Source organism: Streptomyces sp. NPDC001070 (assembly GCF_053598835.1).
This window is the reverse complement of record NZ_JBSFLB010000016.1, coordinates 35,108-57,523: the sequence shown is the minus strand read 5'-3', so window position 1 is coordinate 57,523 and position 22,416 is coordinate 35,108. Positions and strand designations below refer to the sequence as shown.

The following is a 22,416-nucleotide window of genomic DNA, read 5'->3' as shown; positions in this document are numbered from 1 at the left end:
GTCACTTCTCCGCGATCACCGGGTCGAGTACCTCGTGCAGCTCGTCGGCGCTCAGCTCCTTCAGAGCGCGCACCGCGATCCTCCCCTCACGGTCGATGATCAGCGTGGAGGGGATGGCCTGCGGGTTGACGCTGCCCTTGGGGAAACGCAGCACCAGGTTGCCCGACGGGTCGTAGAAACTCGGGAAGGGGATCCCGAACTCCTTCTCGAAGGCCTTGGCCTGCGCGGTCTGCAGATCCCGGGTGTTGATGCCGACGAACTGCACGCCCTGGGACCGGGTGTTTTCGGCGACCTTGGCCAGGTACGGCGCCTCGGCCCGGCAGGGCGGGCACCACGAGCCCCAGATGTTGAGGACGACGACCTTGCCCCTGTAGTCGGCGAGGCTGAGCGGCTCGCCCTCCACGGACTTGCCTTCGAGCTCCGGCGCGGCCACCCGGTGCCCCTGCTCGACGGTGGAGATCTCACCGGTGCCGCCGACGTAGTTGGTGCCGGAGCCGGTGCCGTTGGAGGACGCGGTCGAGGTCGAGCAGGCGGTGACGGCCAGCGCGAACGCGGCGGCCCCGGCGAGTGCCGCGGCACCGCGGAGCGGACGGCGTCGGAGGGCGCGCGTAGGACTCATGTGAAAAGTTTCGCATGAGGTCGGGAGCGATCTTGCGCACCCCCGACACCTTTGCCGAAAGCGGCGAATGCCCCAAGTAAGCGGCGGTTAATCCCCGCCCTCGGTCTGGTGCGCGAACTCGTCCACCAGGGCGTCCTCGAAAGCCTTGAGGTCGCCGGGCCTGCGACTGGTGACCAGGACGTTGGGGCCCTCGCAGTCGACCACGACCTCCTGGTCGATCCATGTGCCGCCGGCGTTGGTGATGTCGGTGCACACGCTGGGCCAGGAGGTGAGCGTGCGGCCGTGCACGACGCCCGCTTCGACGAGCAGCCACGGGGCGTGGCAGATCGCCGCGACCGGGCGGCCCTCGGTGAAGAAGTCCCTGGTGAAGCTCACGGCGTCCGGGTCGGTCCGGAGGAAGTCGGGGTTGGCGACGCCGCCGGGCAGCACGAGGCCGTCGAAGTCCGCGGCGGCCACTTCCCCGAGGGTGTCGTCGACGGGGAAGGTGTCGGCCTTGTCGAGGTGCTTGAAGGCCCGGACGCGGCCGTGGCGGGCGGAGACGAGCCGGGGAGTGCCGCCCGCCTCACGGACGGCCGCCCACGGGCCGGTGAGCTCGATCTGCTCGACGCCCTCCGGCGCCACGAGAAAGGCGATCTTCCTTCCCTCCAGGGACGCGGGCATGTGGACCATCCTCCTCGGCGGTGTTCTCCGGGTGCTTCGGGTCCTACGGGCCGTACGGGTCGAAGTCCTCGAACGGGTCCAGCGAGTCCTCCCGCGTGGGGGTGTCCCCGTCCGTGGACTCGCCTGCCCGCCGATCCCGGGATGAAACGGACGGATCGGCGGACGGGTCGCCAGACGGGTCGGCGGAGGGCGAGGGGGAGGTGGAGGAACGTTCCTGCACGAGGAAGCGGCGCCAGCCGCCCTCGGGACGCTCCCCCGGCCCGAGCGTGCGCAGCTTCGCCAGCACCGCCGGGTCCTGCGCGTCCATCCAGTCCACGAACTGCCGGAAGGACACCAGCCGTACGTCGTCGTGGTCGGCGATCCGCCTGAGCACGTCCTCGACGGCGTCCATGTAGATCCCGCCGTTCCACTGCTCGAAGTGGTTGCCGATGAACAGCGGCGCGCGGTTCGTCTCGTACGCCCGCCGGAAGCCCGCCAGGTAGGCGTCACGCGCCTGCCGCTGCCAGCCCGGGTAGTGGGCGGGGTTGCCGCGCGTGGAGTTCACGGACTGGTTGGCCAGCATGTTGTAGTCCATCGACAGCACCTCGAAGGAGCGGCCGGGGAAGGGCACCGCCTGCAGCGGCAGGTTCCACAGCCCGTGGCTCTTGCCGGGCCACACCTGCAGACCGCCCGGGGCGCTCGCGTCGTACCGCCAGCCCAGGCGGGCCGCGGTCGGCAGCAGCGAGCGCTGGCCCAGCAGACAGGGCGTCCGGCCGCCGATCAGCTCCTTGCGGTAGTCGAAGGGCAGCGCGGGCAGGTCGTCGAAGCCGGTGTGGGTGCGCCACTTCTCGACGAAGGAGACGGCCTGCTCGATCTCGCTGCGCCAGTCGGCCGGGCTCCAGCGGCCCACCGAGCCCGATCCGGCGCAGAAGTGGCCGTTGAAGTGGGTGCCGATCTCATGCCCCTCCAGCCAGGCCAGCCGCAGCTGCTGCAGCGTCGCGCGGACGTGCGCGTCGGTGAGGTAGCCGATGTCCGAGGCCCCGACGGGATTCCGCGGCGGTCTGTAGAGCTCCTTCTTCGACTCCGGGAGCAGGTAGATCCCGGAGAGGAAGAAGGTCATCTTCGCCCCGTGCTCGCCCGCCAGTTTCCGGAACCGCTCGAAGAGCCCGTTGTCCAGCTCGCCCGCACCGTCCCAGGAGAAGATCACGAACTGCGGCGGCGTCTGCCCAGGCTCCAGGCGTTCCACGGCGGGCTGGTGGGGCTGGGGCCCGGTGTCTGCCGTGGAGCCGTCGCCGATCGTCCGTACCGACGGGGAGGAGGGTGCGGACACTGACGGCCGCCCCCCGGGGGCGCCCCGCCCGTGCCCCGGCGACGCCAGGGATCCCCCGCTCCCGTGCCGGCCGCCGGGGCCGCCCCCGGCGCAGCCCGCCAGCCCGGCGGCAGCCGCTCCGGCCGCCAGGCCCAGCACTCCTCGTCGGCTGATGTCCCGCATTCCGCGCCCCTGTCCCCGTCCATCGCGTCGGCCTCACCGCGCTAGATGCCATGCGCGGCCGCCCGGTTCCTGCGCGGGGGCCCCGAATTCACCGGGAAGGGGCACCGGATCGGGCCACGCGGCGGCGGCCGTCACGCGCTGTCGCGGAGGGCGCTCGTCTCCGTGACGGCGCCCTCCGGCACTGGGACGGCTCAGGCGCCGAAGCCCTTGCTGCCGCCCTTGACCGGCTTCGCCCCGGCCAGCAGATGCGCCGGGACCAGGTCGCGGGCGGGCTCGGTGTAGCCGACGGAGACGATCTTGTCGTCCTCGAACGTGAAGGACGTCAGGCTTGCCAGGGTGCACTGCCGCTTGCGCGGGTCGTGCCACAGGCGCCGCTGCTCGACCGCGCTGCGCAGGATCCAGATCGGCAGCTGGTGGCTGACGCACACCGCCTCGTGGCCGCGGGCCGCGTCCCGGGCCGCCTCCAGCGCGGCCGTCATGCGGACGACCTGGTCCGCGTACGGCTCGCCCCAGCTCGGCCGGAACGGGTTGACCAGGTGCTTCCAGTTGGCGGGGTGCTTGAGCGCGCCGTCGCCGACTCCGAAGGTCTTGCCCTGGAAGACGTTGTCCGCCTCGATCAGGCGTTCGTCGCGCGCGACGTCCAGGCCGAGGGCCGCGCCGATCGGCGCGGCGGTCTCCTGTGCGCGCTCCAGCGGCGAGGCGACGACGTAGGTGATGTCGCGGCCGGTGAGGTGCTCGGCGACCCGGTCCGCCATCTTCCGGCCCAGGTCGGACAGGTGGTAGCCGGGCAGGCGTCCGTAGAGCACGCCGGAGGGGTTCTCCACCTCACCGTGCCGCATCAGGTGGACGACCGTGATCTCGCTCATGCCGTGGCCTCCGCTGCGGCGCGGGCGGCGGCCGGCAGGGCGGCGGCGATCCGCTCGATCGCGGCGGCGTCGTGCGCCGCCGACACGAACCAGGACTCGAAGGCCGAGGGCGGCAGGTAGACGCCCCGGGCGAGCATGGCGTGGAAGAAGGCGGTGAAGCGGAACGCCTCCTGCTTCCTCGCCTCGTCGTAGTCGGTCACCCGGTCCTCGGTGAAGAAGACCGAGAACATGTTCCCCGCGCTCTGCAGGCTGTGCGCCACGCCCTCCTTGGAGAGCGCGTCGGACACCAGCCCCGACACCTCCGCGGCGACGGAGTCCACCGTCCGGTAGACGGCGTCGTCCAGCAGCCGCAGCTGGGCGAGGCCCGCGGCGGTGGCCACCGGGTTACCGGAGAGCGTGCCCGCCTGGTAGACCGGGCCGGCGGGCGCGAGGTGCGCCATCACGTCGGCACGGCCGCCGAAGGCCGCGGCGGGGAAGCCGCCGCCCATCACCTTGCCGAAGGTCATCAGGTCGGGGCGGACGCCGTCGATGCCGTACCAGCCGGCCTTCGAGACGCGGAAGCCGGTCATGACCTCGTCGGAGATGTACAGCGCGCCGTTCTCCCGGCAGACGTCCGCCAGGCCCTGGTTGAAGCCCTCGGCGGGCGGCACGACGCCCATGTTGCCGGGCGACGCCTCGGTGATCACGCAGGCGATCTGCCCGGGGTTCGCGGCGAACGCGGCCCGCACGGCCTCGAGATCGTTGTAGGGCAGCACGATCGTGTCGCCGGCCTGCGCGCCGGTCACCCCGGGGGTGTCCGGCAACCCGAAAGTGGCGACCCCGGAACCCGCGGCGGCCAGCAGGGCGTCCACATGACCGTGGTAGCACCCCGCGAACTTGATCACCTTGGCCCGGCCGGTGAATCCGCGCGCCAGCCGGATCGCCGACATGGTGGCCTCGGTCCCCGAGGAGACCAGGCGCACCTGCTCGACGGGCGTGACGCGCGCCACGATCTCCTCGGCCAGTTCCACCTCGCCCTCACCGGGCGTGCCGAAGGACGTACCTCGCGCAACCGCCGCCTGCACGGCGGCGATCACCTCCGGATGCGCGTGGCCGAGGATCATCGGCCCCCACGAGCAGACGAGGTCGACGTATTCGCGGCCATCCGCGTCCTTAAGGTACGGACCCGCTCCGGACACCATGAACCGGGGCGTACCGCCCACGGCACGAAAGGCACGTACAGGGCTGTTCACCCCACCAGGGGTCACGGCGGCTGCTCGATCGAACAAGGTCTGAGAAACTGGCGCTTCGTAGGCGTACGGATAGCTCACAAGCACATGCTCTCAAATGCCGGGCGTTGCGCGACAAGGTATCGACCGTGCATCTGAGACGATGATCGGGTTGCGCGGTTGGGTCTGCGAGTGGTCGGGTAGTGGAATGCAGCGCGGTGGCGAACGCGGTGGCGATGCGGGCGACGGGGCGGACGACCCCGGTCCCGAGCACGCCCGTCCCACCGGCCGGCGACGCCGGCCGTCAACAGAGCGCGACAGGGACGTTGAGAAAAGCGGGAGCAGGGGTGGCCGAGTGGGGGTGACCTACAAGTACTTCGGCGCACCCGATGGTGCCACCGCCGCGCGGGTCCCCATCTCCATGCGGCCGGAGGAGCTCGGCGGTGACGAGCTGGGCCAGGGCATGTACACCAAGGTCAAGCCGGAGACCATGGCCGCCATGGTCCTCACCGGGATCGAGGGCATACCCCCGGCAAAGGTCCCGCCCCTGGAACTCGTGGTGCTCCATCCCGACTACGCCGTCGTCAAACTGCCCCACTCCGTCGTCGAGCCGCTCCGCAAGGCCGACGAGGAGGCCCTCGGCGCCGCCGCCTTCATCTGGTCCACCGTCCCCGACCGCCGCGGGCCGCGGGACGCGTTCGTGATCTACAAGATGCTGCACGAATGGCAGGATTTCGCCCAGCGCTGCCACGAGAGCGGACACCAGCTGTACTGCCTGGTCTGGCCGTGACGGGCGCCGGGCGAGGGCGGACTCACTGACGGCTTCGAGCGGCTACAGGACCACCACGACGACGCCGTTGTCGTAGCCGTAGTTGTAGCCGTCGTAGCCATAGCCGTAGCCGTAGTCACAATCGTCGTAGTGGTGGTTGTAACGCCAGCCGTAGCCCCAGTCGCCGTAGCCCCAGCAGCGGTCGCCGTGAGTGACGACGGACTGGTGCGAGGCGGAGACGGCCTGTTGCGGCGCCGCGCCGGCCGCGCCGGCTCCGACGAGCGCGAGGATGGGTGCCGCGAGCGCCGCTGCGGCGACCCTGCGGATGGTCATGCTGTTGACGCGCATTGTCGTTCCCTTCGAGGTGCGGAACGTCGGCGCCGGTCTCGCGACCGTGCGCACGTCGCACCGGCCGGTGCGCGTGGCACCGGTGCGACGGGGGTGCGCCTGGACCTCGGGTGCGGACGCACCATCACAGATGTGGAGTGTCGGTCGGGATGCGGCTTCGTACGAGGCATCCTCTGACATGAACCTTAAGTTCCATTACTCCCCGCAGTCAATACATAGGGTGAAATCCCCTAATTATGGGCCATATTGATGCAGTGGGAACTCCCCCGATCACCAACGGTGACGAATTCGGTGACGGTCCGCCATCCACCGGCCATCAGGACGTTACGGTTCGATCGGGGTCGACCGGGGCTGATCGGGCATCCACCCGGTACACCGGGCGGCTCGCCGCCCTCTCCCGCCCCCCGTTCCGCGGACGGAGCCGACCATGAGCGGAACCACGAGATGCGGCTGGCCGGGACGATGAGTTCGGGCGCCGTCGATCCGGGTCGGCTCGTCGTCGTTCACGGCCCCTCGACGACCTCGATCACGGCAGCGTGGCGAAGGCGCCCATGCCGGGCCCCCCGCGAACTGGCTCAACGCCGAACCTGGTAGAGCCCGGGCCTCAGCGTGTTCGCCAGGACGACGACGTCCGTGTCGGCACGCTGTACACGGTCTTCGCGGGCGCCGGGAGCGTGACGAGCCTGCCGTCGACACAGCGTGTGACGTCGGCGGTGCCGGAGAGCGAGGCGAAGGCGTAGTCACCCTGAACGGCTTGTCGTGCGGCATCGGAAGCGCCAGACCGCGGACCTCGAACGTCACGCCGACCGTGATCGGCAGGGACGCGGTGAGGACCAGGCCGGACGGGATGGCGTCGTTGTCCGTCACCCGGATGTCGCGGGTGTCGAGGCCGAGGACGGCATTGCTCATATCGGGCTGTGCGGGCATGTTCCCTCTCCTGGAAGGCGGGCCGCGGCGCGGCGGCGGGTCGCCGCCGGCCTCGGCATCCGTTCTTCCGCACCGCGCTTGACGGGCCGCCGTGCCACCGCTTGACCGGGCGGCCGGTGCGCGTTGAGCGCGCGCACCGGCCGCTCACACCGGCAGGTCCGCGCGCATTCGTTCGTGCAGTTCCGCGTCTCGCGCTGCGGCGGCACCCCGAGTTCGGCCTGCACGCCCGCACGCAGGCACGGAACTGGAGGATGGCCAGGTGGGGTTGGCAGATCCGGCTCAGGCAGCGCATCGTACGGCGGTGCGCGCTCTCCCGGCAGGGGTCCAACGCGACCAGGCGGCGGCACAGTTCGGCGCTCGGGGCGTAGCGGCCCGCGCCGCGGTCGTCGTACGACGGAACCAGCCCCCGCCCCGCCGTCTGCGGTACGTCCGGCCCCGCGGATCTGCGATCGCCGCACGAACACACCCCGGACATACTGGACTACTGCCGGCACAAGGGGCATGACCCACCCGGAGGCACCGCGATGCCCGTGTACGAGATGCGCGCCGAGTACGAGACCGAGAACGGCGGGCCCGCCGGCGACGGCCCGCTGAGGGCCTGGCACATGGTCGAGGACGACGCCGCCACGGCGCTGTGCGGCCGGGAGCTCTCCGCCGCCGCGTCCGTGCAGCCCGAGGACGCCTGGGGGACCCCGGCGGCGCAGCCGTTCTGTCACAGTTGCGGCGCGCTGTATCTGCGTCATACGGCCTGAACGGCCCGAGCCGGCGCAGGATAGCCGCTCGAACGCTTGTCCCGCATACGGATCCCGAAATTCCGATGCGGGTGAAATCATGTGCGGATGTTGCTCACCGAGATCGACGCCGTCAATTGGAATGCCATTCCCACACCGCGGCTGCGTCCTCGGACCGCCGAGGCACGGGACGCGGCGCGGACCGAGCGGCCCGATCCCGCGGCCGGGCTGAGGGCGCTGGCCGCGGCGCGGGACCTCGCCGAGGTCGCCTCCGCGGTGTCCGCCCTGACCAGCAACTCCTTGCTGCGCGGGCGCACCGGCGAGGTGCTCCCCGCCGCGGTGGTCGCGGCCCCGTTCCTGCTGGACATCGCCGAGCACGGGCACCCGCACGCGCGGGAGTCGGCGGTCGTGCTCCTCGACGGCACGATGCGATCCGCACCGCTCGCCGATTTCAGCCGCTTTCGCACACCGGCCGGACATGACGCCCCGTTGTGCTGCGCGATAGCCGAAGTGGTCCGCGCCCGGCGGGATTCCCTGGCGGAACACGGAAGGTCCGGGAAATACCTCCTCAAGGCGAGCGACGCCCATTGGCGGTTCGAAATCCGTGAGGCCGCCGGCGCGTCGGACGACGTCGTCGCCCTGGGCACCCTGCAGGGCGCGCTGCCCGCCGCGCCCTGCGCCGGCGAGCTCCACCACGGCGGTGCGCTCACCCCGGTCGGCACGGTGACCGTCGAATGCCCCCCGGTGGACACCTCCGCCGAGGCGTGCCTGCGCCTGACCGGTGTCGCGGACGGCGGCGACCTGGCCGGCGCCGTGCTGTACCCGGCGGCGTGCGGCGTACGTGAGCGCTGAGCACGCCGTGACCGCCGCCTGGGACCCCGGCGCCGAGGGGGTGCTGCGACTGCCGTCCGGGCGGCTGGTGCGCGGGCGGGGGCTGCGGCGGCCGCTGCCGGCCGGGCCTGAGCCCGCGTTCGGGCTGTACCTGCTGGGGCACGAACCGCCCGCGGTCGGCTGGGAGAGCCGCTGGGTGCGCTGGCCGGACTTCCGGCTGCCCTCGGACCGCGTGGCGGCCGCGGCGGCGTTGCGCGAGGCGTGGGCGCGTACGGCGGACGAGCGGGTGGAGGTCGCCTGCGGCGGCGGGGTCGGCCGTACGGGGACGGCGCTGGCGTGCCTGGCGGTGCTGGACGGAGTACCGCGCGGGGAGGCCGTCGCCTACGTGCGGGAGCACTACGTCAGGCGGGCGGTGGAGACGCCCTGGCAGCGCCGCTATGTGTCGCGCTTCTGCTGAAGGTGCGGCGCGTGGCTCCTGACCGCTTCCCTCAGCTGCCGCATCGAGGGGTTGACCATGGGGCGGCCCGCCACGGTCACGGTCGGCACGGTCTCGTTCCCGTCCGCCACGGAGCGCACGAAGGCGGCGGCGTCGGGGTCCCGCCAGATGTTGACCTTGGTGTGCGTCAGCCGTGCGAACAGCAGTCGCACCCGCAGCTTGATGCAGTAGGGGCAGCCGGGCCGCCAGTAGACGACGACCCCGCCCGCGTGTGCCTCGCTCATGCTCCCCCGATCGGCAGTCGCGGCAGCCGCGGCCCGTGCAGCCAAGGGTGGAAGACCAGCGCCTCCAGCGGCTGGTCGGTGTGCTCGTGCGCCAGGGCGACGAACTGCTCCGTGGTCACGGTGCCGTTCCGGTGGGTGGATGTCCAGGCCCGCAGCAGCCGGAAGAAGGCCGGATCGCCCATGACCGTGCGCAGCGCGTGGAGGGTGAGGGCACCGCGCTTGTACACCCGGTCGTCGAACATGCGCCGGACCCCGGGGTCGGCGAGCCGCAGGTCCTGGGGCTGGGCGGCGAGTTTGGCGTGGGCGCGGGCCGCGTGGCGGGCGGCGGGCGCCTCGCCGCTGGACTCGGACCACAGCCATTCGGCGTACGCGGCGAAGCCCTCGTTCAGCCAGATGTGCCGCCAGTCGGCGAGGGCGAGGCTGTTGCCGAACCACTGGTGGGCGAGTTCGTGGGCGACGAGGCGTTCGCAGCCGCGGCGGCCGTCGACGTGGTTGCGGCCGAAGACGGACAGGCCGTGGGCCTCGACGGGGACGTCCAGCTCCTCGTCGACCACGACGACGGCGTACTCGCTGAAGGGGTAGGGCCCGAAGAGCTCGATGAAGGCCGCCATCATCCGCGGCTGGCGGCCGAAGTCGTGGGCGAAGTCCGCGGTCAGGCGCGACGGGACGGCGGCGGGCTGGGGTATCGGGCCGCCGAGGTGGTCGACGAGCTCGTACTGCCCGATCTGCACGGTCGCCAGGTACGGGGGCATCGGCTCCGGCTGGTCGTACACCCAGGTCGTCGTGGAGGCGCCGACCCGGTACGACTCCAGGCTGCCGTTGGCGATCACCGTGTACGGCGAGGGCGCGGTCACCGAGATCCGGTAGCCGGCCCTGTCGCCCAGGTGGTCGTTGCAGGGGAACCAGGAGGGCGCGCCGATCGGCTGGCTGGCGACGAGCGCGCCGTCCTCCAGCTGCTCCCAGCCGAGCTCCCCCCAGTCGCGGGAGCGCACGGGCCGGGGATTGCCGACGTAGCGGACCTCGACCTCGAAGGGGCCCTCGGGCAGCACACCGGCGGGCTTGACGCGGAGCTTGCCCGCACGGTGCGTGTAGCGGGCGGGCCGGCCGCCGACGAGGACCCGGTCGAGCCGGAAGGCGCCGAGGTCGAGGCTGAACGCGGACAGGGCCCGGTCCGCCACCGCGGAGATCCGGGCCCTGCCCGACAGGCGGTTGGCCGCCGGGCGGTACTCCAGTTCCAGGTCGTAGTGGGTGACCCGGTAACCGCCGTTGCCGTGCTCGGGGAAGTAGGAGTCGGCGGACGCCTCTGCCCCGGGCGTGGCGGGGACGGCGGCCCCGCCACGCACTCGCTTGCCGTTGCTCACCCTGTGCGGGCCCCCTCTGTGTGCCAGGCGGAGATCGGGTTGCCGAGCCAGCGGGTGCCCTCGGGCACGCTCTCGCCGCGCATGACCAGCGAGGCGGGGCCGATCACGCCCCGCGCGCCGACCGTCGCGCCGGGCAGCACGATGCCGTGCGGGCCGAGGGTGGCACCCTCCCCGAGTACGACCTCGTCCATGCGCATGATCCGATCGTGGAACAGGTGTGTCTGTACCACGCAGCCGCGGCCGACGGTCGCGCCGTCCCCGATCCGGACCAGGTCCGCCTCCGGCAGCCAGTACGTCTCGCACCATACGCCGCGCCCGATCCGCGCCCCCAGGCACCTCAGCCACAGGTTCATCAGCGGGGTACCGCCGGCCGCGCCGACGAGCCACGGCACGGCCAGTACCTCGACGAAGGTGTCGGCCAGCTCGTTGCGCCACACGAACGAACTCCACAGCGGCCGTTCGCTCACCCGTACCCGCCCGACCAGCAGCCACTTCATCGCGACGGCCACCGCGCAGGCGGCCGCGCCGGCCCCCAGGAGCAGCGGCCCGCCGGCCGCCAGCGCCACGGGGTGGCCGTACCGGCCGGCCAGCGCCGCGTACCCGGCCAGTACGAGCACGGCCAGGGCGACCGCGCACATCACGGGGACGACCCGGCACAGCTCGACGGCCGCGCGGGCCAGCACGAGCCGCCGGGGCGGCGCGAAGGTCCGGATCCGGTCGCCCTCCTCGGGGACGCGGGGCAGCCTCATCGGGGGCATGCCCAGGTACGAACTGCCCGCCTTGGCACCCTTGGGCGTCGCGGAGAGGACTCCGACCAGGCCGTTCTTGGGCACCGAACGGCCGGGGGCGGTCATGCCGGAGTTGCCGAGGAAGGCCTTCTTGCCGATCCGGGCCGCGGCGATCCGCATCCAGCCGCCGCCCAGTTCGTAGCTGCCGACCATGGTGTCGTCGGCGAGGAAGGCGCCGTCGCCGACGGTGGTCATGGTGGGCAGCGCCAGCACCGTCGAGGCCTCCACGTGGCGGCCGACCTTCATGCCGAGCGCCCGCAGCCACACCGGCGTCAGCAGGCTGGCGTAGAACGGGAACAGGTGAGCGCGGGCCCGGTCCATCAGCCGCGCGGTCGTCCAGGCCTGCCAGGCGACCCGCCCGTGCACGGGGTGGTGGCCCTCGCGCAGTCCCACGCCCAGCAGCCGCACCCCGGCCAGCACGAGCAGCGCGTACGTCAGCAGCCAGGCGAGCGTCGCCAGGGGGACGGCGGCGAGCGCGGCGGGCAGCGGCGCGGCGCCGGCCCCGCGCAGGAACCGGGCGAGCACCAGCAGGGCGGGCAGCGCCGACACCGCGGGCAGCAGTTCGAGGACGAAGGAGGTCGCCTCGTACGCCACCGACCAGCGCAGCCGGCGCGGCGGCCGGGAGTCCGGCCTGCGGTGCGAGGTCTTGCCGGTGCGGACGGCGGGCACCCCGCCCCAGCGCTGCCCGGCCCGGACCGCGCCCACGACGCCGGATCCGGGGGCGATCTCGGCGCGCTTGCCGATCCGGGCCCCGGGCAGGAGCGTGCTGCGCGAGCCGACCGTGGCTCCGGCACCGACGCGGATCTTGCCGATGTGCAGCAGGTCGCCGTCGAGCCAGTGCCCGGACAGGTCGACCTCGGGCTCCACGGCGCTGCCCTTGCCGAGCTTGAGCATCCCGGTGACCGGCGGCAGCGAGTGCAGGTCGGCGCCGTCGCCGATCCTGGCGCCCAGCGCCCGGGCGTAGTGGCTCAGCCAGGCGCCGGTGAGGTGGCCGGCACCGCTGACCTGCGCAAGGCGTTCGGCGGCCCACAGGCGCAGGTGCACCCCGCCGCCGCGCGGGTAGGTGCCCGGGCGCACCCCGCGCAGCAGCAGCCGGGCGCCGCCCGCGGACACCGCGACACGTCCGGCGGGGCTGATCAGGAGCGCCCAGCCGGCCAGCACCCACCACCAGGAGACGGCGGGCACCCAGGGGAACGGGCCGGTCAGGCGGAGCGCATCGCCGATCGCGGCCGCCACGACGCCCCAGCGCAGCCCGGCCAGTGCCAGCAGCGGGAGCATCAGGACGAGCTGGGCCGCGGCGGCCCGGCGCGGCACCGGCCGTACGGGGCGCGCGGCGGCCCGGCGGGCGTCGGCCTCCTCCAGGCGCGCGGCGAGCGCCCCGAGGGTGGGGTGCTGGTAGATGTCGCCGACCGACGCGGCGGGGTGGCGGGCGCGCAGCCGGGAGACGAGGCGCGCGGCCGCCAGGCTGCCGCCGCCGAGCGCGAAGAAGTCGGCGTCGGCCCCGGTCACGGGGGCGCCGAGGATCTCGCCCCACAGTTCGGCCAGCCGGCGCTCGGTGCCGGCGAGTTCCGGGGCGGGCGTGTCGAGTCCGGGCAGCGGCCAGGGCAGTGCGGCCCGGTCGACCTTGCCCGAGGTGCGGGTGGGCAGGGTGTCGACGACGGCGAGCAGTGGGACGAGGGCGGCGGGCAGCGCCTCGCGGAGCCGGGCGAGCGCGTCGGCCTGGTCGAAGCCCCCGGTCACCGCGACGTAGCCGACCAGGATCTGGTTGCCGCCCCTGGTGGTCCGCACGGCCGCGGCCGCGCCGGCGACAGCGGGCAGCGCCTGGAGGGCGGCGTCGATCTCGCCCAGCTCGATGCGGCGGCCGCCGAGTTTGACCTGTTCGTCGGCGCGGCCGAGGAAGAGCAGTCCCTCCGGCTCCGCGCGGACGAGGTCGCCGCTGCGGTAGGCGCGGTCCCAGCCGAGGGCGGGCAGCGGGGCGTACTTCTCGGCGTCCTTGGCGGGGTCCAGGTAGCGGGCGAGGCCGACCCCGCCGATGACCAGCTCGCCGGTCGCGCCCATGGGCAGCGGTTCGCCGTGGGCGTCCACGACGGCCAGCTCCCAGCCGTCCAGGGGCAGTCCGATGCGGACCGGGCCCTCGCCGGTGAGCTGGGCGGCGCAGGCGACGACGGTGGCCTCGGTCGGGCCGTAGGTGTTCCACACCTCGCGGCCCTCGACGGCCATCCGTTCGGCCAGTTCGGGCGGACAGGCCTCACCGCCGAAGATCAGCAGGCGGACGTCGTCCAGCGCCTCGACGGGCCACAGCGCGGCGAGGGTGGGCACGGTGGAGACCACGGTGATGCCCTGCTCGACCAGCCAGGGGCCGAGGTCCACTCCGGTGCGGACCAGGGAGCGCGGCGCCGGCACCAGGCAGGCGCCGTGCCGCCACGCCAGCCACATCTCCTCGCAGGACGCGTCGAAGGCCACCGACAGCCCGGCCAGCACGCGGTCGCCGGGGCCCAGCGGTTCCTCCGCGAGAAAGAGCCGGGCCTCGGCGTCGACGAACGCGGCGGCGGAACGGTGGGTGACGGCGACGCCCTTGGGCCTGCCGGTGGAGCCGGAGGTGAAGATGATCCACGCGTCGTCGTCCGGCCCGGGGCGGCGGCCGGCGTCGCCGCGCGGCGCGGCGCACGGGGTGACCGCGAGGTGCTCGCCGATGACGGCGCAGACCTGCGCCTCGGAGAAGACCAGCCCGGCGCGTTCGTCGGGGTCCTCGGCGTCGACGGGCACATAGGCGGCGCCCGCGGCCAGCACGGCGAGGATCGCCACGTACAGGTCGGCGGTGCCCGACGGCACCCGGATGCCGACCCGGTCGCCGGCGCCGATGCCGGCCTCGGCGAGGCGGTGGCGCAGGCGCTCGGTCGCGGCGGCCAGGGCGCGGTAGCTGAGCGTCGTGGCGCCGTCGTCGACGGCGGGTGCGGTGGGGTGCGCCCGGGCGGTGGCGGCCAGGATGCCGAGCAGGGTGCGCTCGGGGGCGGCGTCCGCGGCCCGGAACAGCGCCGGGCGGGGCGGGGCGAGGACCGGGGCGGCGGTCAGGCCGCCGGTCGGATCCGCCGGCAGGGTGAACGGCGGCTCGACGAGCGTCATACAGTGCTCCCCCGCCCGGGCGACCCGGGCGTCGGCGGTGCGGCGGTCGACGCGGAGCCCACTGTGTTCCGGTCGTTCACGGCCGAGGACGTACGCATGTCGAACCCTCCACAAGCTCGGGACTGCTGCGATGCCGGTGGACCTCGTCCGGCCGGCCGGGAACCGCGGTGTCCCGGCGCACGGGGTACGGGCCCGCGAACGCGTCCACGGCCGGTGCGGCCGCCTGCGGCGGCCGTCCCGAACCGGACGGCGGCCGGGCTCGCACCTGACGTCACATTTGGCGAACAGGGAGTTTACCGGTCGTTATTCGGACGTGCCCGCCGAAAAGGAGTCGCGTGGCAGGTCTCACAGCACCGGGCCCGCCCTGACGCACCCTCAATCCGCCCTCGCACGGGTGTGCGAAAGGCCGCCGGCCGGAAGCCCCCGGGAGCCCGCCCCACGGGGCGCGCGTCCGTTCACGGATCTTCTCCGGTCGTCGGGCCGCCTTCCGCGCGCCGCCCGTAGCGCCTCGACCGGTCGAGGCCCGATCCGCGAATGCGGGAAGACCCTGTGCGACACGCACCGCGGAACGGACGGACCCCACCCCGGCACGCGCCGCCGCCTGCTGATGGGCGCGGGAGTGGCGGGGCGGCCGTGGCGGGACCGACCGCCGCCGCGACCCCTCAGGCGGCCGCGAACTGCAGTGGTGCGTCCACCCCGTCGACCCCGGCACCTCCGTCACCGACTGGGGCCACGAACTCCCCCCGGGCACCTGGTGGCACGTCGCCGTCGTCAGCGACGGACGCCGCACCACCCTGCACGTCGACGGCTGCCCCGCCGCCCGCGACCCCGCCACCAGGGCCACCGGCCTGACCACCCTCGGCATGCCTGGATGCTGGGCGGCTACGAGTACGGCGGCCGGCTCGACCAGCTGCTGCACGGCTGGATCGGCGACGTGCGGATCTGCGACCGGGCCCTGTCTCCAGGGCAGTTCATGAACCCCTGAGCGGGGCATTGATCGGCGCACCGTCACATCACGCCGGAGGACGGGCGCTTCCGGGCAGCTCCGGCGTGACAGCGGTCGGTCCAGGCGGGATCTCGTGCAGATGCGATCCCGTCTGGCGGGCCGGCGGCACGCACTCCTAACCTCGGCAACCCGGAAACCAGGGGGTGAGGATCGGTGCCTGCCGCGGATGTGCGGGTCGTTCCGGTGCAGCGGATGCGGCCCGGCGACCACGCGTTCGTCAGTTACGACGGCGACGACACACGCTGGGACGTCCTGTCGGCGTTCACGCGGCTCGGACTCGCGGCCGGCGAGCGGGTGATGGTCTTCCCGGCTCCCGGGGTGCCCGAGGGCGAGGTGCTGGCGCACCTGGCGGCCGCCGACGGCGGCGGGGGCGGCGGGGGCGCGGACGCGTGGGTGGAGTCGGCGCGGCGGCGCGGCCAGCTGGTGCTGAGCAGCATGCGGGCGCTGATCCGCCCGGACCGCGAGTTCACGGCGGTACGGCAGCAGGGCCGGCTCGCGGAGGAGACGGAGCGCGCGGTCCGGGACGGGTACGCGGGCCTGCGGGCCTACATCGACATGCACTGGGTGCGCGACATGGGCGCGCCCATCGACATGATGATGCACCGCGAGAGCCACGCGGACCATCTCTTCGCCGGGCGGCCGTACGCGGAGATCTGCGCCTACGACCGCAGGTGGTTCACCGGGGACGTGCTGGACACGATGGCGGAGGCGCATCCCCGCAATCTGCTGACCCGGCTCGGTGCGCTCTACGCGACGCACACCGACGGTCTGCTGCGCCTGCTGGGCGAGGCCGACCACAGTACACGGGAGCGGTTCCGCGCCGTGGTCGAGCACGCGCTGCGGCACACCGCCAACGGCGGACGGCTCGCACTGGCCCTGCGCGACCTGCACTTCCTCGACATCGGATGCGCCATGGAGCTGCTGTCCCTGGCGGCCGCCGCCGGGAGCCGGGGAGTACACGTGGAGGTCCGCTGCTCGGCCTTCCACATCACGCTGCTGCGCAGGCTCGGGGCGGCGTCCGTGCCGGGGCTGGTGCTGATCGGGGTGAGCGGCTGATGCTGGAGGAGTTGCGCGAACCGTCCGCCGGTGATCCGGCCGCCGACGGCTGCTGGCTGGAACGCGACTTCGCGGAGGGCGACCTGCCCAGGCTGCGGGTCCTGGCGGAGGAGTTCGCGGTGTGGGCGGGGCTTCCGGCCCCGCGCCGCGGCGAGTTCGTCCTCGCCGTGAACGAGGTGGCGTCGAACGCGATCACGCACGGCGGCGGCCGGGGCCGAATGATGCTGCGGAGAACCGACGGAGAAGTGCAGTGCCGGGTCACCGACTCCGGCCCCGGCTTCAGCGTCGCCGTCATCCCCGAGCTCCTGCCCGGCCTCGACTCCCACTGCGGCCGGGGGCTGTGGCTGGCCCGCCTGGTCACCGACCGCCTCACGGTCGGTGCGGGCGCCGTCGGCGCGGTCGTCACCCTGGCGATGGCGCTGGGCTGATCCCGGGCGCCTCGCGGCCCCGGGGTTCGGCCTGTCCGTGCTCGCCCCTTGCCCTGCCCCGGATCGCACCGGGCGCCCGGAGCGGACGGCAGCGCGAAGGCCCGGCGCGGTGGTGCGCCGGCGCACGCGGGGCCGAACGGCCCGCCGCGTCACGGGAGGTCGGGGAGGCTGCCCGCCGGGGGCAGGTGGATCCAGCCCTCGACGGCGGCGGCGCGGGTCTGCTCGGGACCGGCCGGGCCCCGGGTGAGCCCGCGCTGGACGGCCCGGGCGGCAAGGGCGGCGACCAGCGCGTCGAAGGCGTGCTCGCTGCCGTCGTACGCGGCCCGCTCGGCCGGACCGCAGCGCAGCCAGGGCGCGGCCGCGCACAGTTCCGCCGTCGACCGTTCGGGGCCGAGGCCCCAGCGCCTGCGGGACGCCGCCGGGTACACCTCGGCGATCCGCCCGGAGCCGTCGCGGGCCACCGGCCGGTCGCGTGCGGCGAGTTCGTCGGCGAGGTGGGCCCATCGGGCGGCCGTGGCGCCCAGCCGGTCGAAGGCCACGGACAGCGGCCACCGGCCGCCGAGTTCCTCGTGGGCGAGGATGTCGGTGCGGCGGTGGCGCAGGGTCGCCCGGTGCGCGGAGCTGTCGGTGCCCCGCCCGGGCCAGGGCGTGCCCGCCGCGTGCGCGGCGACGGCCTCGACGAAGGGGACCGGCCAGCCGAAGGGGCAGTCCACTCCGGCGCGTTCCCCCGGTTTTAGGCCGCCGAGCAGGTCGATCAGCGCCTCGTCGGCGCACCCGAGCAGCGGCGGGGCGACGACGGCCGTGCCGTCGCCGGGCCAGGTGACGACCGCGACCGCGGTGGTGCGCGGGCTCGCGGCCAGGTCGATCCCGAGAGTGCGCATGGGGTCCATCATCCCCGCCGGGCGGGGGGTGCACCGCGCGGGCGGGCTGAACGCTCCGGCGCCGGTGTGCGTATCCCCTTCCGTACCGCACAGCAGCCAATGGTGAGGACCGGCCGATGAACAGTCAGAGCAACGTCCCCTTCCAGGGCCTTCAAGCACTCCCCGACGGGGAGGCGGAACTGCCGCTCGTCGTGCATCTGCGGTGGGAGGACCTCGCGGCGCTCGGCCGTGAGGCGAGCCGGCTGGCGGTGCGGCTGCAGCGGCCGGTGAGCCTCGACGAGGCGGCCGGGCACCACCTGCGGACCCGCTTCGGGGTGAGCCACGCGCCGGACAAGGACGAGCAGGCCAAGACCGAGACGAGCCGTGCGGTCACCGCGGCGGTGCCCTCCGCTGCCCCGATGGCGATCGCCCCGGGCGGCACGCAGCAGTCCGGCGGTGCCCACGCGGCGCCCGCCCACACCGGCGCGCACACCGGCGCCCACACGCCGGCGCACACCACCGCCCCGGCGACCGGCACGGGCCTCGCGCAGGGACGGCAGCCCGACTACCCCGGCAAGCTGGCTCCGCTCGGCGGCCGGAACGTGGTGGAGCAGCCGACGAGCGCCGCCGGGTGACCGAGGCGGTACCCGGGCGGGCTTCCGGGCCCGTTCACATCTGAGCCAGCCTGCGCCCCACCTCCCGCAGATGGGCGCGGAGCGCGGCCGGGGTGTCCGCGTCGAGGACGACGGGGAGTCCGGCCAGGGCGACGAGGTCGTGCGTGATCAGGTCGACGGAGTCCGCGCCGAAGGTCACCCGGCAGGTCTCCCCGTCCACCGGTGTCACCCGCCCGGGAAGCGGCGCGGGCAGCCGGGCCAGCACCTCTGCAGCGGGAGCGCCGACCGTGGCGGCGGCCGTGTGGCGGTAGGGGGCGGCGGTGAGCGTGCCGGCGAGGTACGCGGCAGGGTCGGTGTCCGGGCCGCCGGGAAGTTCGCGCGGGGTGAAGCGGCGGTGCGCGGGCGCGGGGCCGGTGAGCCGGTCGAGCCGGAAGACCCGCCAGCCGTCGCGGTCGGTGTCGTAGGCGATGACGTACCAGCGGCCGTACGCGGTGGCGAGGCTGTGCGGTTCGGCACGGCGCCGCTCCGGGGCGGCGGCGTCGCGGCCCCGGTAGTCGAAGGTCACCGCCTCGTGGTCGCGGCACGCGGCGGCGAGGAGGGCCAGCGTGTCCGGATCGGCCTCCGGCGCACGCCGCCCGACCGGGACGCGTACGGTCGCCGCGCCGACGGCGGCGACCCGGGCCCGCAGGCGCGCGGGGAGCACCTGCTCCAGCTTGACCAGGGCGCGGACCGACGTCTCCTCGATGCCCGCCACGCCTCCGCCTGACGCGGCCGTGCGCAGCCCGACGGCGACGGCGACCGCCTCGTCGTCGTCCAGCAGCAGCGGGGGCAGGTCGCGGCCGGAGGCGAGCCGGTAGCCGCCCGCCGTGCCCGTGGTGCCGTGCACGGGGTAGCCCAGGTCGCGCAGCCGGTCGATGTCGCGGCGCACGGTGCGGCCGGTCACGCCGAGCCGGTCGGCGAGCTCGGCGCCGGACCACGCGCGGCGGCTCTGCAGCAGCGAGAGCAGCCGCAGCATGCGGGCGGGCATCGTCGGGCGGTCCGTCGTCACGCGCCCAGATTTCCACAGCCTGAGGACAAGTTGTGTCCTAAAGGGCCCCTAGCGTCGCCCCCATGACGACGAACACGTACAAGGACACACGGATCACCCCCGGCGACGCGGCGTACGACGCCGAGCGCTCCGGCTTCCAGACCGCGCAGCGCCACCGCCCCGATCTGATCGTCGCCGCCGGGTCGGCCGAGGACGTCCGGGCCGCCGTGGCCCACGCGGCCGCCCGCGGGCTGCCGGTCGCCGTGCAGGCCACCGGGCACGGCCTGTCCGTCGCCGCCGACCGGGGCGCGCTGATCAGCACCCGCCGCATGCGCGCGGTGCGCGTGGACCCCGCCGCGCGCACCGCCCACGTCGCGGCGGGCGCCCGCTGGGCGGAGGTCATCGCGGCGGCCGCGCCCTTCGGACTGGCTCCGCCGAGCGGTTCCTCGCCGGACGTGGGGGCGGTCGGCTACACGCTCGGCGGCGGACTGGGGCTGACGGCACGCCAGTACGGCTGGGCCTGCGACCATGTGCGGGCCTTCGACGTCGTCACGGCGGACGGCCGGGCCCGGCACGTCACGGCGCGGACCGAGCCGGAGCTGTTCTGGGCGCTGCGCGGCGGCGGCCACGGCCTCTGCGTCGTCACGGGCATGGAGATCGGCCTGCTGCCGGTGGCGTCGCTGTACGGCGGGCAGTTGGTCTTCCCGGCCGAGGCGACGGAGTCGGTGCTGGAGGCGTACCTGCGCTGGACGGAGGACGTGCCCGAGGAGCTGACGTCCTCCGTGGCGCTTGTCCCGGCCGGGCCCGGCGGACGGCACCTCGCCTCGGTGCGCATCGCCTTCAACGGCCCCGCGGCCGAGGGCGAACGCCTCGTGGCGCCGTTGCGCGCGACAGGGCCGCGGACGGCCGACGTCCTGCGGCTCATGCCGTACGCCGAGTCGGGCGCCGTCCACCGCGACCCGTCGCAGCCGCACGCCTATGCCGCGGACAACGCCGTGCTCCGGGACGTCGACGCGGCCGCCCTGCGCCGGGTCCTCGCGGCCGCCGCCGGCACCGTCGTCGACCTGCGCCACCTCGGGGGCGCACTCGCCCGGCCGCCCGCCGTACCGGGCGCGACCGGCCACCGCGACGGGCGGTTCCTGCTGCGGGTCATCTCGGCGGCCGGACCGGACATGGAGCCGGTCCGGGCGGTGCAGCGCGGCGTCCTCGCCGAGGTGGCCGGACGGACGGCGGGCCGCTGCCTGACCTTCGTCTACGGCGACGGGGCGGGCGCGACGCCCGCCCAGTTCAGCTCCGGCCACCCGGCACCGGACCTCGACCGCCTCACCCGCCTGAAGGCCGCCCTCGACCCCGGCGACCTCTTCCGCTTCAACCGCGGGGTACGGCCGGCGGGTCAGCCCGCGACACGGAAGCCGAACGCCGTGTAGGTGCGCGCCGGCAGCCCGACCCTGGCCGGCCGAAGCTGGTCGATGCCGTCGTCGAGCAGAGCGCGGGCGCGGCACCCGGCAGGAACCAGGCGGCGCCCTCGGGGTCGTTCTCCCCGTCGGCGCCGACGGGGAGGTCGGCGCGGCCGTCGCGGTTGCCGGTGTTCCTGTGACCGCCCCGGCGCACCGCCGGCGCCGGGCCACGGGGTCCGGTGCCCGCGACCGCGAGGCGGCGGGTGCCCCTGCGCGGGGCGCCCGGGGAAGGGGGAAACGGCGCGGACGTCGGCGACCGACGCCGCGGCCGGCTATCCGCTCTGCAGTGCCTCCAGTTCCGCGACCCAGCGGCCGAGGGCGTCGCGGACGCGGTCGGCGTGCTCCGCCGGGTAGCCCCGCGGACCGCACTCGACCACGAGGATCAGGCCCAGGTAGACGCGGTAGAGCGCCAGCCGGTGCAGCGTCGGCGGCCCGAAGTCCATGGTGCCGCCCGCCTCGTGGTAGCCGATGACGAGGTCGCTGCCGGGGCCGGTGTCGCCGCCGAGGGAGAGCGAGACGAGTTCGGCCACCGGGTCGCCCCAGAAGGCCCGTTCGTGCAGTCGCCGACGTCGTCCCACAGCAGATCCGGCATGCCGCTCATCCTCGCGGCCGGGCGGCCGCGCCGCACCCGGATTCCGGGGGCGCGAGGGTACACCCGTCACGCCCGGTACCGCAACCCCTACGCGCATGCTCTGTTCCCGGGCCACTTTCATATGGCAATCTCATCTTCGCGTCGTACGCTCAGGCCGCACATTCCCCACCCCTGCCTCCTCCCCCACGCTCCTCAGGACCGACGAAGAGAAGACCGCCGTGGCGTCCCTGCCCCTCACCCTGGCGGCTCGACTGCTGCCCACCGCCATACTGGCCATCGTCGGCTGGACGATGGCCTCCTCGTCCCACGAGGACGCCGGCCGCACGTCGGCGAACGGATCCCAGACCGGCTCCGCCGCGCCCTCCGGGTCGGACTCCGGTTCGGGTCCTGACGCCGGCTCCGGTGCCGGCAACTCCAAGGACGCGCCCGCCACTTACGCGAAGCCGCCCGCGCCGTGCACCGCGATCAGGGCGGCGACGATCAAGAAGCTGGTGCCGGAGGCCAAGACGGCCGGCAAGCAGCTGTCCCTCACCGACCCCTCGCACCGGACGGGCTGCTCGTGGAACGCCCTCAAGGGCTTCGACTACCGGTGGCTCGACGTGACCTTCGAGGTCTCCACGACCAGCGGCGGCCAGGACGGCGAGGCGGCGGCGAAGGCCTCCTACAAGCGGCTGAAGAAGGCGACCGAGGCGTCCGGCATCGGCGACGAGGCCTCCGTGTCCGTGGAGCTGACGACCGAGGACAAGCAGCAGACCCGCGAGGCGGTCGTGGTCTTCCGCAAGGGCAACGCGGTCGTGACCGTCACCTACAACGGCAGCGACTTCGAGTCCAAGAAGGCACCGGCCGACTCCGAGCTCCGCGACGGCGCCCTGACCGTGGCCAAGGACGCGCTGGCCGGCCTGGGCCCCGGCACGAACGTCGAGGGCGATCAGAGCGCCTAGGTCAGCCCTCGGG

General features: G+C 74.2%; 22 protein-coding genes. 9 read left to right on the top strand and 13 right to left on the bottom strand.

Annotated features, from left to right (window positions below; genetic code table 11):
* Position 1: 1 nt before the first annotated feature.
* The 5 genes from ACWDAS_RS20535 to hemL all read right to left on the bottom strand — a co-directional run bounded on the left by ACWDAS_RS20535 (position 2) and on the right by hemL (position 4,926).
* Entirely contained in the window at positions 2 to 619 is a 618-nt protein-coding gene (locus ACWDAS_RS20535) for a TlpA family protein disulfide reductase (RefSeq protein WP_450392706.1), read from the bottom strand.
* Between the two features lie 87 nt (positions 620 to 706).
* Positions 707 to 1,279: a type 1 glutamine amidotransferase domain-containing protein gene (locus ACWDAS_RS20530; protein WP_450392703.1), complete on the bottom strand. Its 573-nt coding sequence runs from the start codon at positions 1,277 to 1,279 to the stop codon at positions 707 to 709.
* Between the two features lie 43 nt (positions 1,280 to 1,322).
* Positions 1,323 to 2,750: a hypothetical protein gene (locus ACWDAS_RS20525; protein ID WP_450392701.1), complete on the bottom strand. Its 1,428-nt coding sequence runs from the start codon at positions 2,748 to 2,750 to the stop codon at positions 1,323 to 1,325.
* Positions 2,751 to 2,941: 191 nt separating this feature from the next.
* Positions 2,942 to 3,616: a histidine phosphatase family protein gene (locus ACWDAS_RS20520; protein WP_450392699.1), complete on the bottom strand. Its 675-nt coding sequence runs from the start codon at positions 3,614 to 3,616 to the stop codon at positions 2,942 to 2,944.
* A complete protein-coding gene (hemL, locus tag ACWDAS_RS20515) occupies positions 3,613 to 4,926 on the bottom strand; it encodes a glutamate-1-semialdehyde 2,1-aminomutase (RefSeq protein WP_450392697.1) in 1,314 nt (437 codons plus the stop codon). Before hemL ends, ACWDAS_RS20520 begins: the two co-directional genes overlap by 4 nt.
* A 106-nt stretch (positions 4,927 to 5,032) precedes the next feature.
* Here hemL and ACWDAS_RS20510 point away from each other — a divergent pair, with 106 nt between their 5' ends.
* The gene (locus ACWDAS_RS20510) at positions 5,033 to 5,614 is read left to right on the top strand and encodes a hypothetical protein (RefSeq protein ID WP_450392694.1); all 582 of its coding nucleotides are present in this window, start codon (positions 5,033 to 5,035) and stop codon (positions 5,612 to 5,614) included.
* A 42-nt stretch (positions 5,615 to 5,656) separates the two neighbouring features.
* On the opposite strand, the gene ACWDAS_RS20505 is transcribed toward ACWDAS_RS20510, so the two are convergent.
* Positions 5,657 to 5,941, bottom strand: coding sequence for a hypothetical protein (locus ACWDAS_RS20505; protein ID WP_450392691.1), 285 nt, complete (start codon positions 5,939 to 5,941; stop codon positions 5,657 to 5,659).
* Positions 5,942 to 6,545: 604 nt separating this feature from the next.
* Entirely contained in the window at positions 6,546 to 7,343 is a 798-nt protein-coding gene (locus ACWDAS_RS20500; RefSeq protein WP_450392688.1) for a bacterial transcriptional activator domain-containing protein, read from the bottom strand.
* A gap of 49 nt (positions 7,344 to 7,392) precedes the next feature.
* On the opposite strand from ACWDAS_RS20500, the gene ACWDAS_RS20495 reads away from it, so the two are divergent.
* From ACWDAS_RS20495 to ACWDAS_RS20485, 3 genes are all read left to right on the top strand, one after another.
* Positions 7,393 to 7,620 carry a hypothetical protein gene (locus ACWDAS_RS20495; RefSeq protein ID WP_450392685.1) on the top strand — a complete coding sequence of 76 codons (228 nt, stop codon included), beginning with the start codon at positions 7,393 to 7,395 and terminating at the stop codon, positions 7,618 to 7,620.
* An 87-nt stretch (positions 7,621 to 7,707) separates the two neighbouring features.
* Positions 7,708 to 8,451, top strand: coding sequence for a hypothetical protein (locus tag ACWDAS_RS20490; protein ID WP_450392683.1), 744 nt, complete (start codon positions 7,708 to 7,710; stop codon positions 8,449 to 8,451).
* A gap of 7 nt (positions 8,452 to 8,458) precedes the next feature.
* Positions 8,459 to 8,887 carry a protein-tyrosine phosphatase family protein gene (locus ACWDAS_RS20485; RefSeq protein ID WP_450393025.1) on the top strand — a complete coding sequence of 143 codons (429 nt, stop codon included), beginning with the start codon at positions 8,459 to 8,461 and terminating at the stop codon, positions 8,885 to 8,887.
* Here ACWDAS_RS20485 and ACWDAS_RS20480 read toward each other — a convergent pair.
* The 3 genes from ACWDAS_RS20480 to ACWDAS_RS20470 are packed head-to-tail and all read right to left on the bottom strand — an operon-like array spanning position 8,866 to position 14,422.
* On the bottom strand, positions 8,866 to 9,150 hold the full coding sequence (locus ACWDAS_RS20480) for a glutaredoxin domain-containing protein (protein ID WP_450392681.1): 285 nt from the start codon (positions 9,148 to 9,150) through the stop codon (positions 8,866 to 8,868). The two genes, ACWDAS_RS20485 and ACWDAS_RS20480, sit on opposite strands and share 22 nt — an antisense overlap.
* A complete protein-coding gene (locus ACWDAS_RS20475; RefSeq protein WP_450392678.1) occupies positions 9,147 to 10,511 on the bottom strand; it encodes a M1 family metallopeptidase in 1,365 nt (454 codons plus the stop codon). The genes ACWDAS_RS20480 and ACWDAS_RS20475 overlap by 4 nt, the downstream gene beginning before the upstream one ends.
* The gene (locus ACWDAS_RS20470) at positions 10,508 to 14,422 is read right to left on the bottom strand and encodes a Pls/PosA family non-ribosomal peptide synthetase (protein WP_450392676.1); all 3,915 of its coding nucleotides are present in this window, start codon (positions 14,420 to 14,422) and stop codon (positions 10,508 to 10,510) included. Before ACWDAS_RS20470 ends, ACWDAS_RS20475 begins: the two co-directional genes overlap by 4 nt.
* 1,159 nt (positions 14,423 to 15,581) lie before the next feature.
* Here ACWDAS_RS20470 and ACWDAS_RS20465 point away from each other — a divergent pair.
* Positions 15,582 to 16,484 carry an MEDS domain-containing protein gene (locus ACWDAS_RS20465; RefSeq protein ID WP_450392673.1) on the top strand — a complete coding sequence of 301 codons (903 nt, stop codon included), beginning with the start codon at positions 15,582 to 15,584 and terminating at the stop codon, positions 16,482 to 16,484.
* Complete coding sequence (locus tag ACWDAS_RS20460; protein ID WP_450392671.1) at positions 16,484 to 16,912, top strand: ATP-binding protein; 429 nt, start codon at positions 16,484 to 16,486, stop codon at positions 16,910 to 16,912. Before ACWDAS_RS20465 ends, ACWDAS_RS20460 begins: the two co-directional genes overlap by 1 nt.
* A gap of 149 nt (positions 16,913 to 17,061) precedes the next feature.
* On the opposite strand, the gene ACWDAS_RS20455 is transcribed toward ACWDAS_RS20460, so the two are convergent.
* The gene (locus ACWDAS_RS20455; protein WP_450392669.1) at positions 17,062 to 17,793 is read right to left on the bottom strand and encodes a DUF429 domain-containing protein; all 732 of its coding nucleotides are present in this window, start codon (positions 17,791 to 17,793) and stop codon (positions 17,062 to 17,064) included.
* Positions 17,794 to 17,909: 116 nt separating this feature from the next.
* Here ACWDAS_RS20455 and ACWDAS_RS20450 point away from each other — a divergent pair, with 116 nt between their 5' ends.
* Complete coding sequence (locus tag ACWDAS_RS20450) at positions 17,910 to 18,407, top strand: hypothetical protein (protein WP_450392668.1); 498 nt, start codon at positions 17,910 to 17,912, stop codon at positions 18,405 to 18,407.
* 34 nt (positions 18,408 to 18,441) lie between these two features.
* Here the strand turns inward: ACWDAS_RS20450 and ACWDAS_RS20445 are convergent, their stop codons facing one another.
* Positions 18,442 to 19,413 (bottom strand): helix-turn-helix transcriptional regulator, encoded by a 972-nt coding sequence (locus ACWDAS_RS20445; RefSeq protein ID WP_450393022.1) that lies wholly within the window; start codon positions 19,411 to 19,413, stop codon positions 18,442 to 18,444.
* Between the two features lie 83 nt (positions 19,414 to 19,496).
* Here ACWDAS_RS20445 and ACWDAS_RS20440 point away from each other — a divergent pair, with 83 nt between their 5' ends.
* The gene (locus tag ACWDAS_RS20440; RefSeq protein WP_450392665.1) at positions 19,497 to 20,840 is read left to right on the top strand and encodes an FAD-binding oxidoreductase; all 1,344 of its coding nucleotides are present in this window, start codon (positions 19,497 to 19,499) and stop codon (positions 20,838 to 20,840) included.
* Positions 20,841 to 21,142: 302 nt separating this feature from the next.
* Here ACWDAS_RS20440 and ACWDAS_RS20435 read toward each other — a convergent pair whose 3' ends face one another.
* Positions 21,143 to 21,448 carry a hypothetical protein gene (locus ACWDAS_RS20435; RefSeq protein WP_450392662.1) on the bottom strand — a complete coding sequence of 102 codons (306 nt, stop codon included), beginning with the start codon at positions 21,446 to 21,448 and terminating at the stop codon, positions 21,143 to 21,145.
* 232 nt (positions 21,449 to 21,680) lie between these two features.
* Between ACWDAS_RS20435 and ACWDAS_RS20430 the strand changes: the two genes are divergently transcribed.
* Entirely contained in the window at positions 21,681 to 22,403 is a 723-nt protein-coding gene (locus ACWDAS_RS20430) for a hypothetical protein (protein ID WP_450392659.1), read from the top strand.
* Positions 22,404 to 22,416 lie beyond the last annotated feature (13 nt).

Excerpts from the sequence above, each read along its gene's own strand:
- ACWDAS_RS20535 (WP_450392706.1), bottom strand. The coding sequence starts at position 619 with ATGAGTCCTACGCGCGCCCTCCGACGCCGTCCGCTCCGCGGTGCCGCG.
- ACWDAS_RS20530 (WP_450392703.1), bottom strand. The coding sequence starts at position 1,279 with ATGCCCGCGTCCCTGGAGGGAAGGAAGATCGCCTTTCTCGTGGCGCCG.
- ACWDAS_RS20525 (WP_450392701.1), bottom strand. The coding sequence starts at position 2,750 with ATGCGGGACATCAGCCGACGAGGAGTGCTGGGCCTGGCGGCCGGAGCG.
- ACWDAS_RS20520 (WP_450392699.1), bottom strand. The coding sequence starts at position 3,616 with ATGAGCGAGATCACGGTCGTCCACCTGATGCGGCACGGTGAGGTGGAG.
- ACWDAS_RS20510 (WP_450392694.1), top strand. The coding sequence starts at position 5,033 with ATGCAGCGCGGTGGCGAACGCGGTGGCGATGCGGGCGACGGGGCGGAC.
- ACWDAS_RS20505 (WP_450392691.1), bottom strand. The coding sequence starts at position 5,941 with ATGCGCGTCAACAGCATGACCATCCGCAGGGTCGCCGCAGCGGCGCTC.
- ACWDAS_RS20500 (WP_450392688.1), bottom strand. The coding sequence starts at position 7,343 with ATGTCCGGGGTGTGTTCGTGCGGCGATCGCAGATCCGCGGGGCCGGAC.
- ACWDAS_RS20495 (WP_450392685.1), top strand. The coding sequence starts at position 7,393 with ATGCCCGTGTACGAGATGCGCGCCGAGTACGAGACCGAGAACGGCGGG.
- ACWDAS_RS20490 (WP_450392683.1), top strand. The coding sequence starts at position 7,708 with ATGTTGCTCACCGAGATCGACGCCGTCAATTGGAATGCCATTCCCACA.
- ACWDAS_RS20480 (WP_450392681.1), bottom strand. The coding sequence starts at position 9,150 with ATGAGCGAGGCACACGCGGGCGGGGTCGTCGTCTACTGGCGGCCCGGC.
- ACWDAS_RS20470 (WP_450392676.1), bottom strand. The coding sequence starts at position 14,422 with ATGACGCTCGTCGAGCCGCCGTTCACCCTGCCGGCGGATCCGACCGGC.
- ACWDAS_RS20460 (WP_450392671.1), top strand. The coding sequence starts at position 16,484 with ATGCTGGAGGAGTTGCGCGAACCGTCCGCCGGTGATCCGGCCGCCGAC.
- ACWDAS_RS20455 (WP_450392669.1), bottom strand. The coding sequence starts at position 17,793 with ATGCGCACTCTCGGGATCGACCTGGCCGCGAGCCCGCGCACCACCGCG.
- ACWDAS_RS20450 (WP_450392668.1), top strand. The coding sequence starts at position 17,910 with ATGAACAGTCAGAGCAACGTCCCCTTCCAGGGCCTTCAAGCACTCCCC.
- ACWDAS_RS20445 (WP_450393022.1), bottom strand. The coding sequence starts at position 19,413 with ATGCCCGCCCGCATGCTGCGGCTGCTCTCGCTGCTGCAGAGCCGCCGC.
- ACWDAS_RS20440 (WP_450392665.1), top strand. The coding sequence starts at position 19,497 with ATGACGACGAACACGTACAAGGACACACGGATCACCCCCGGCGACGCG.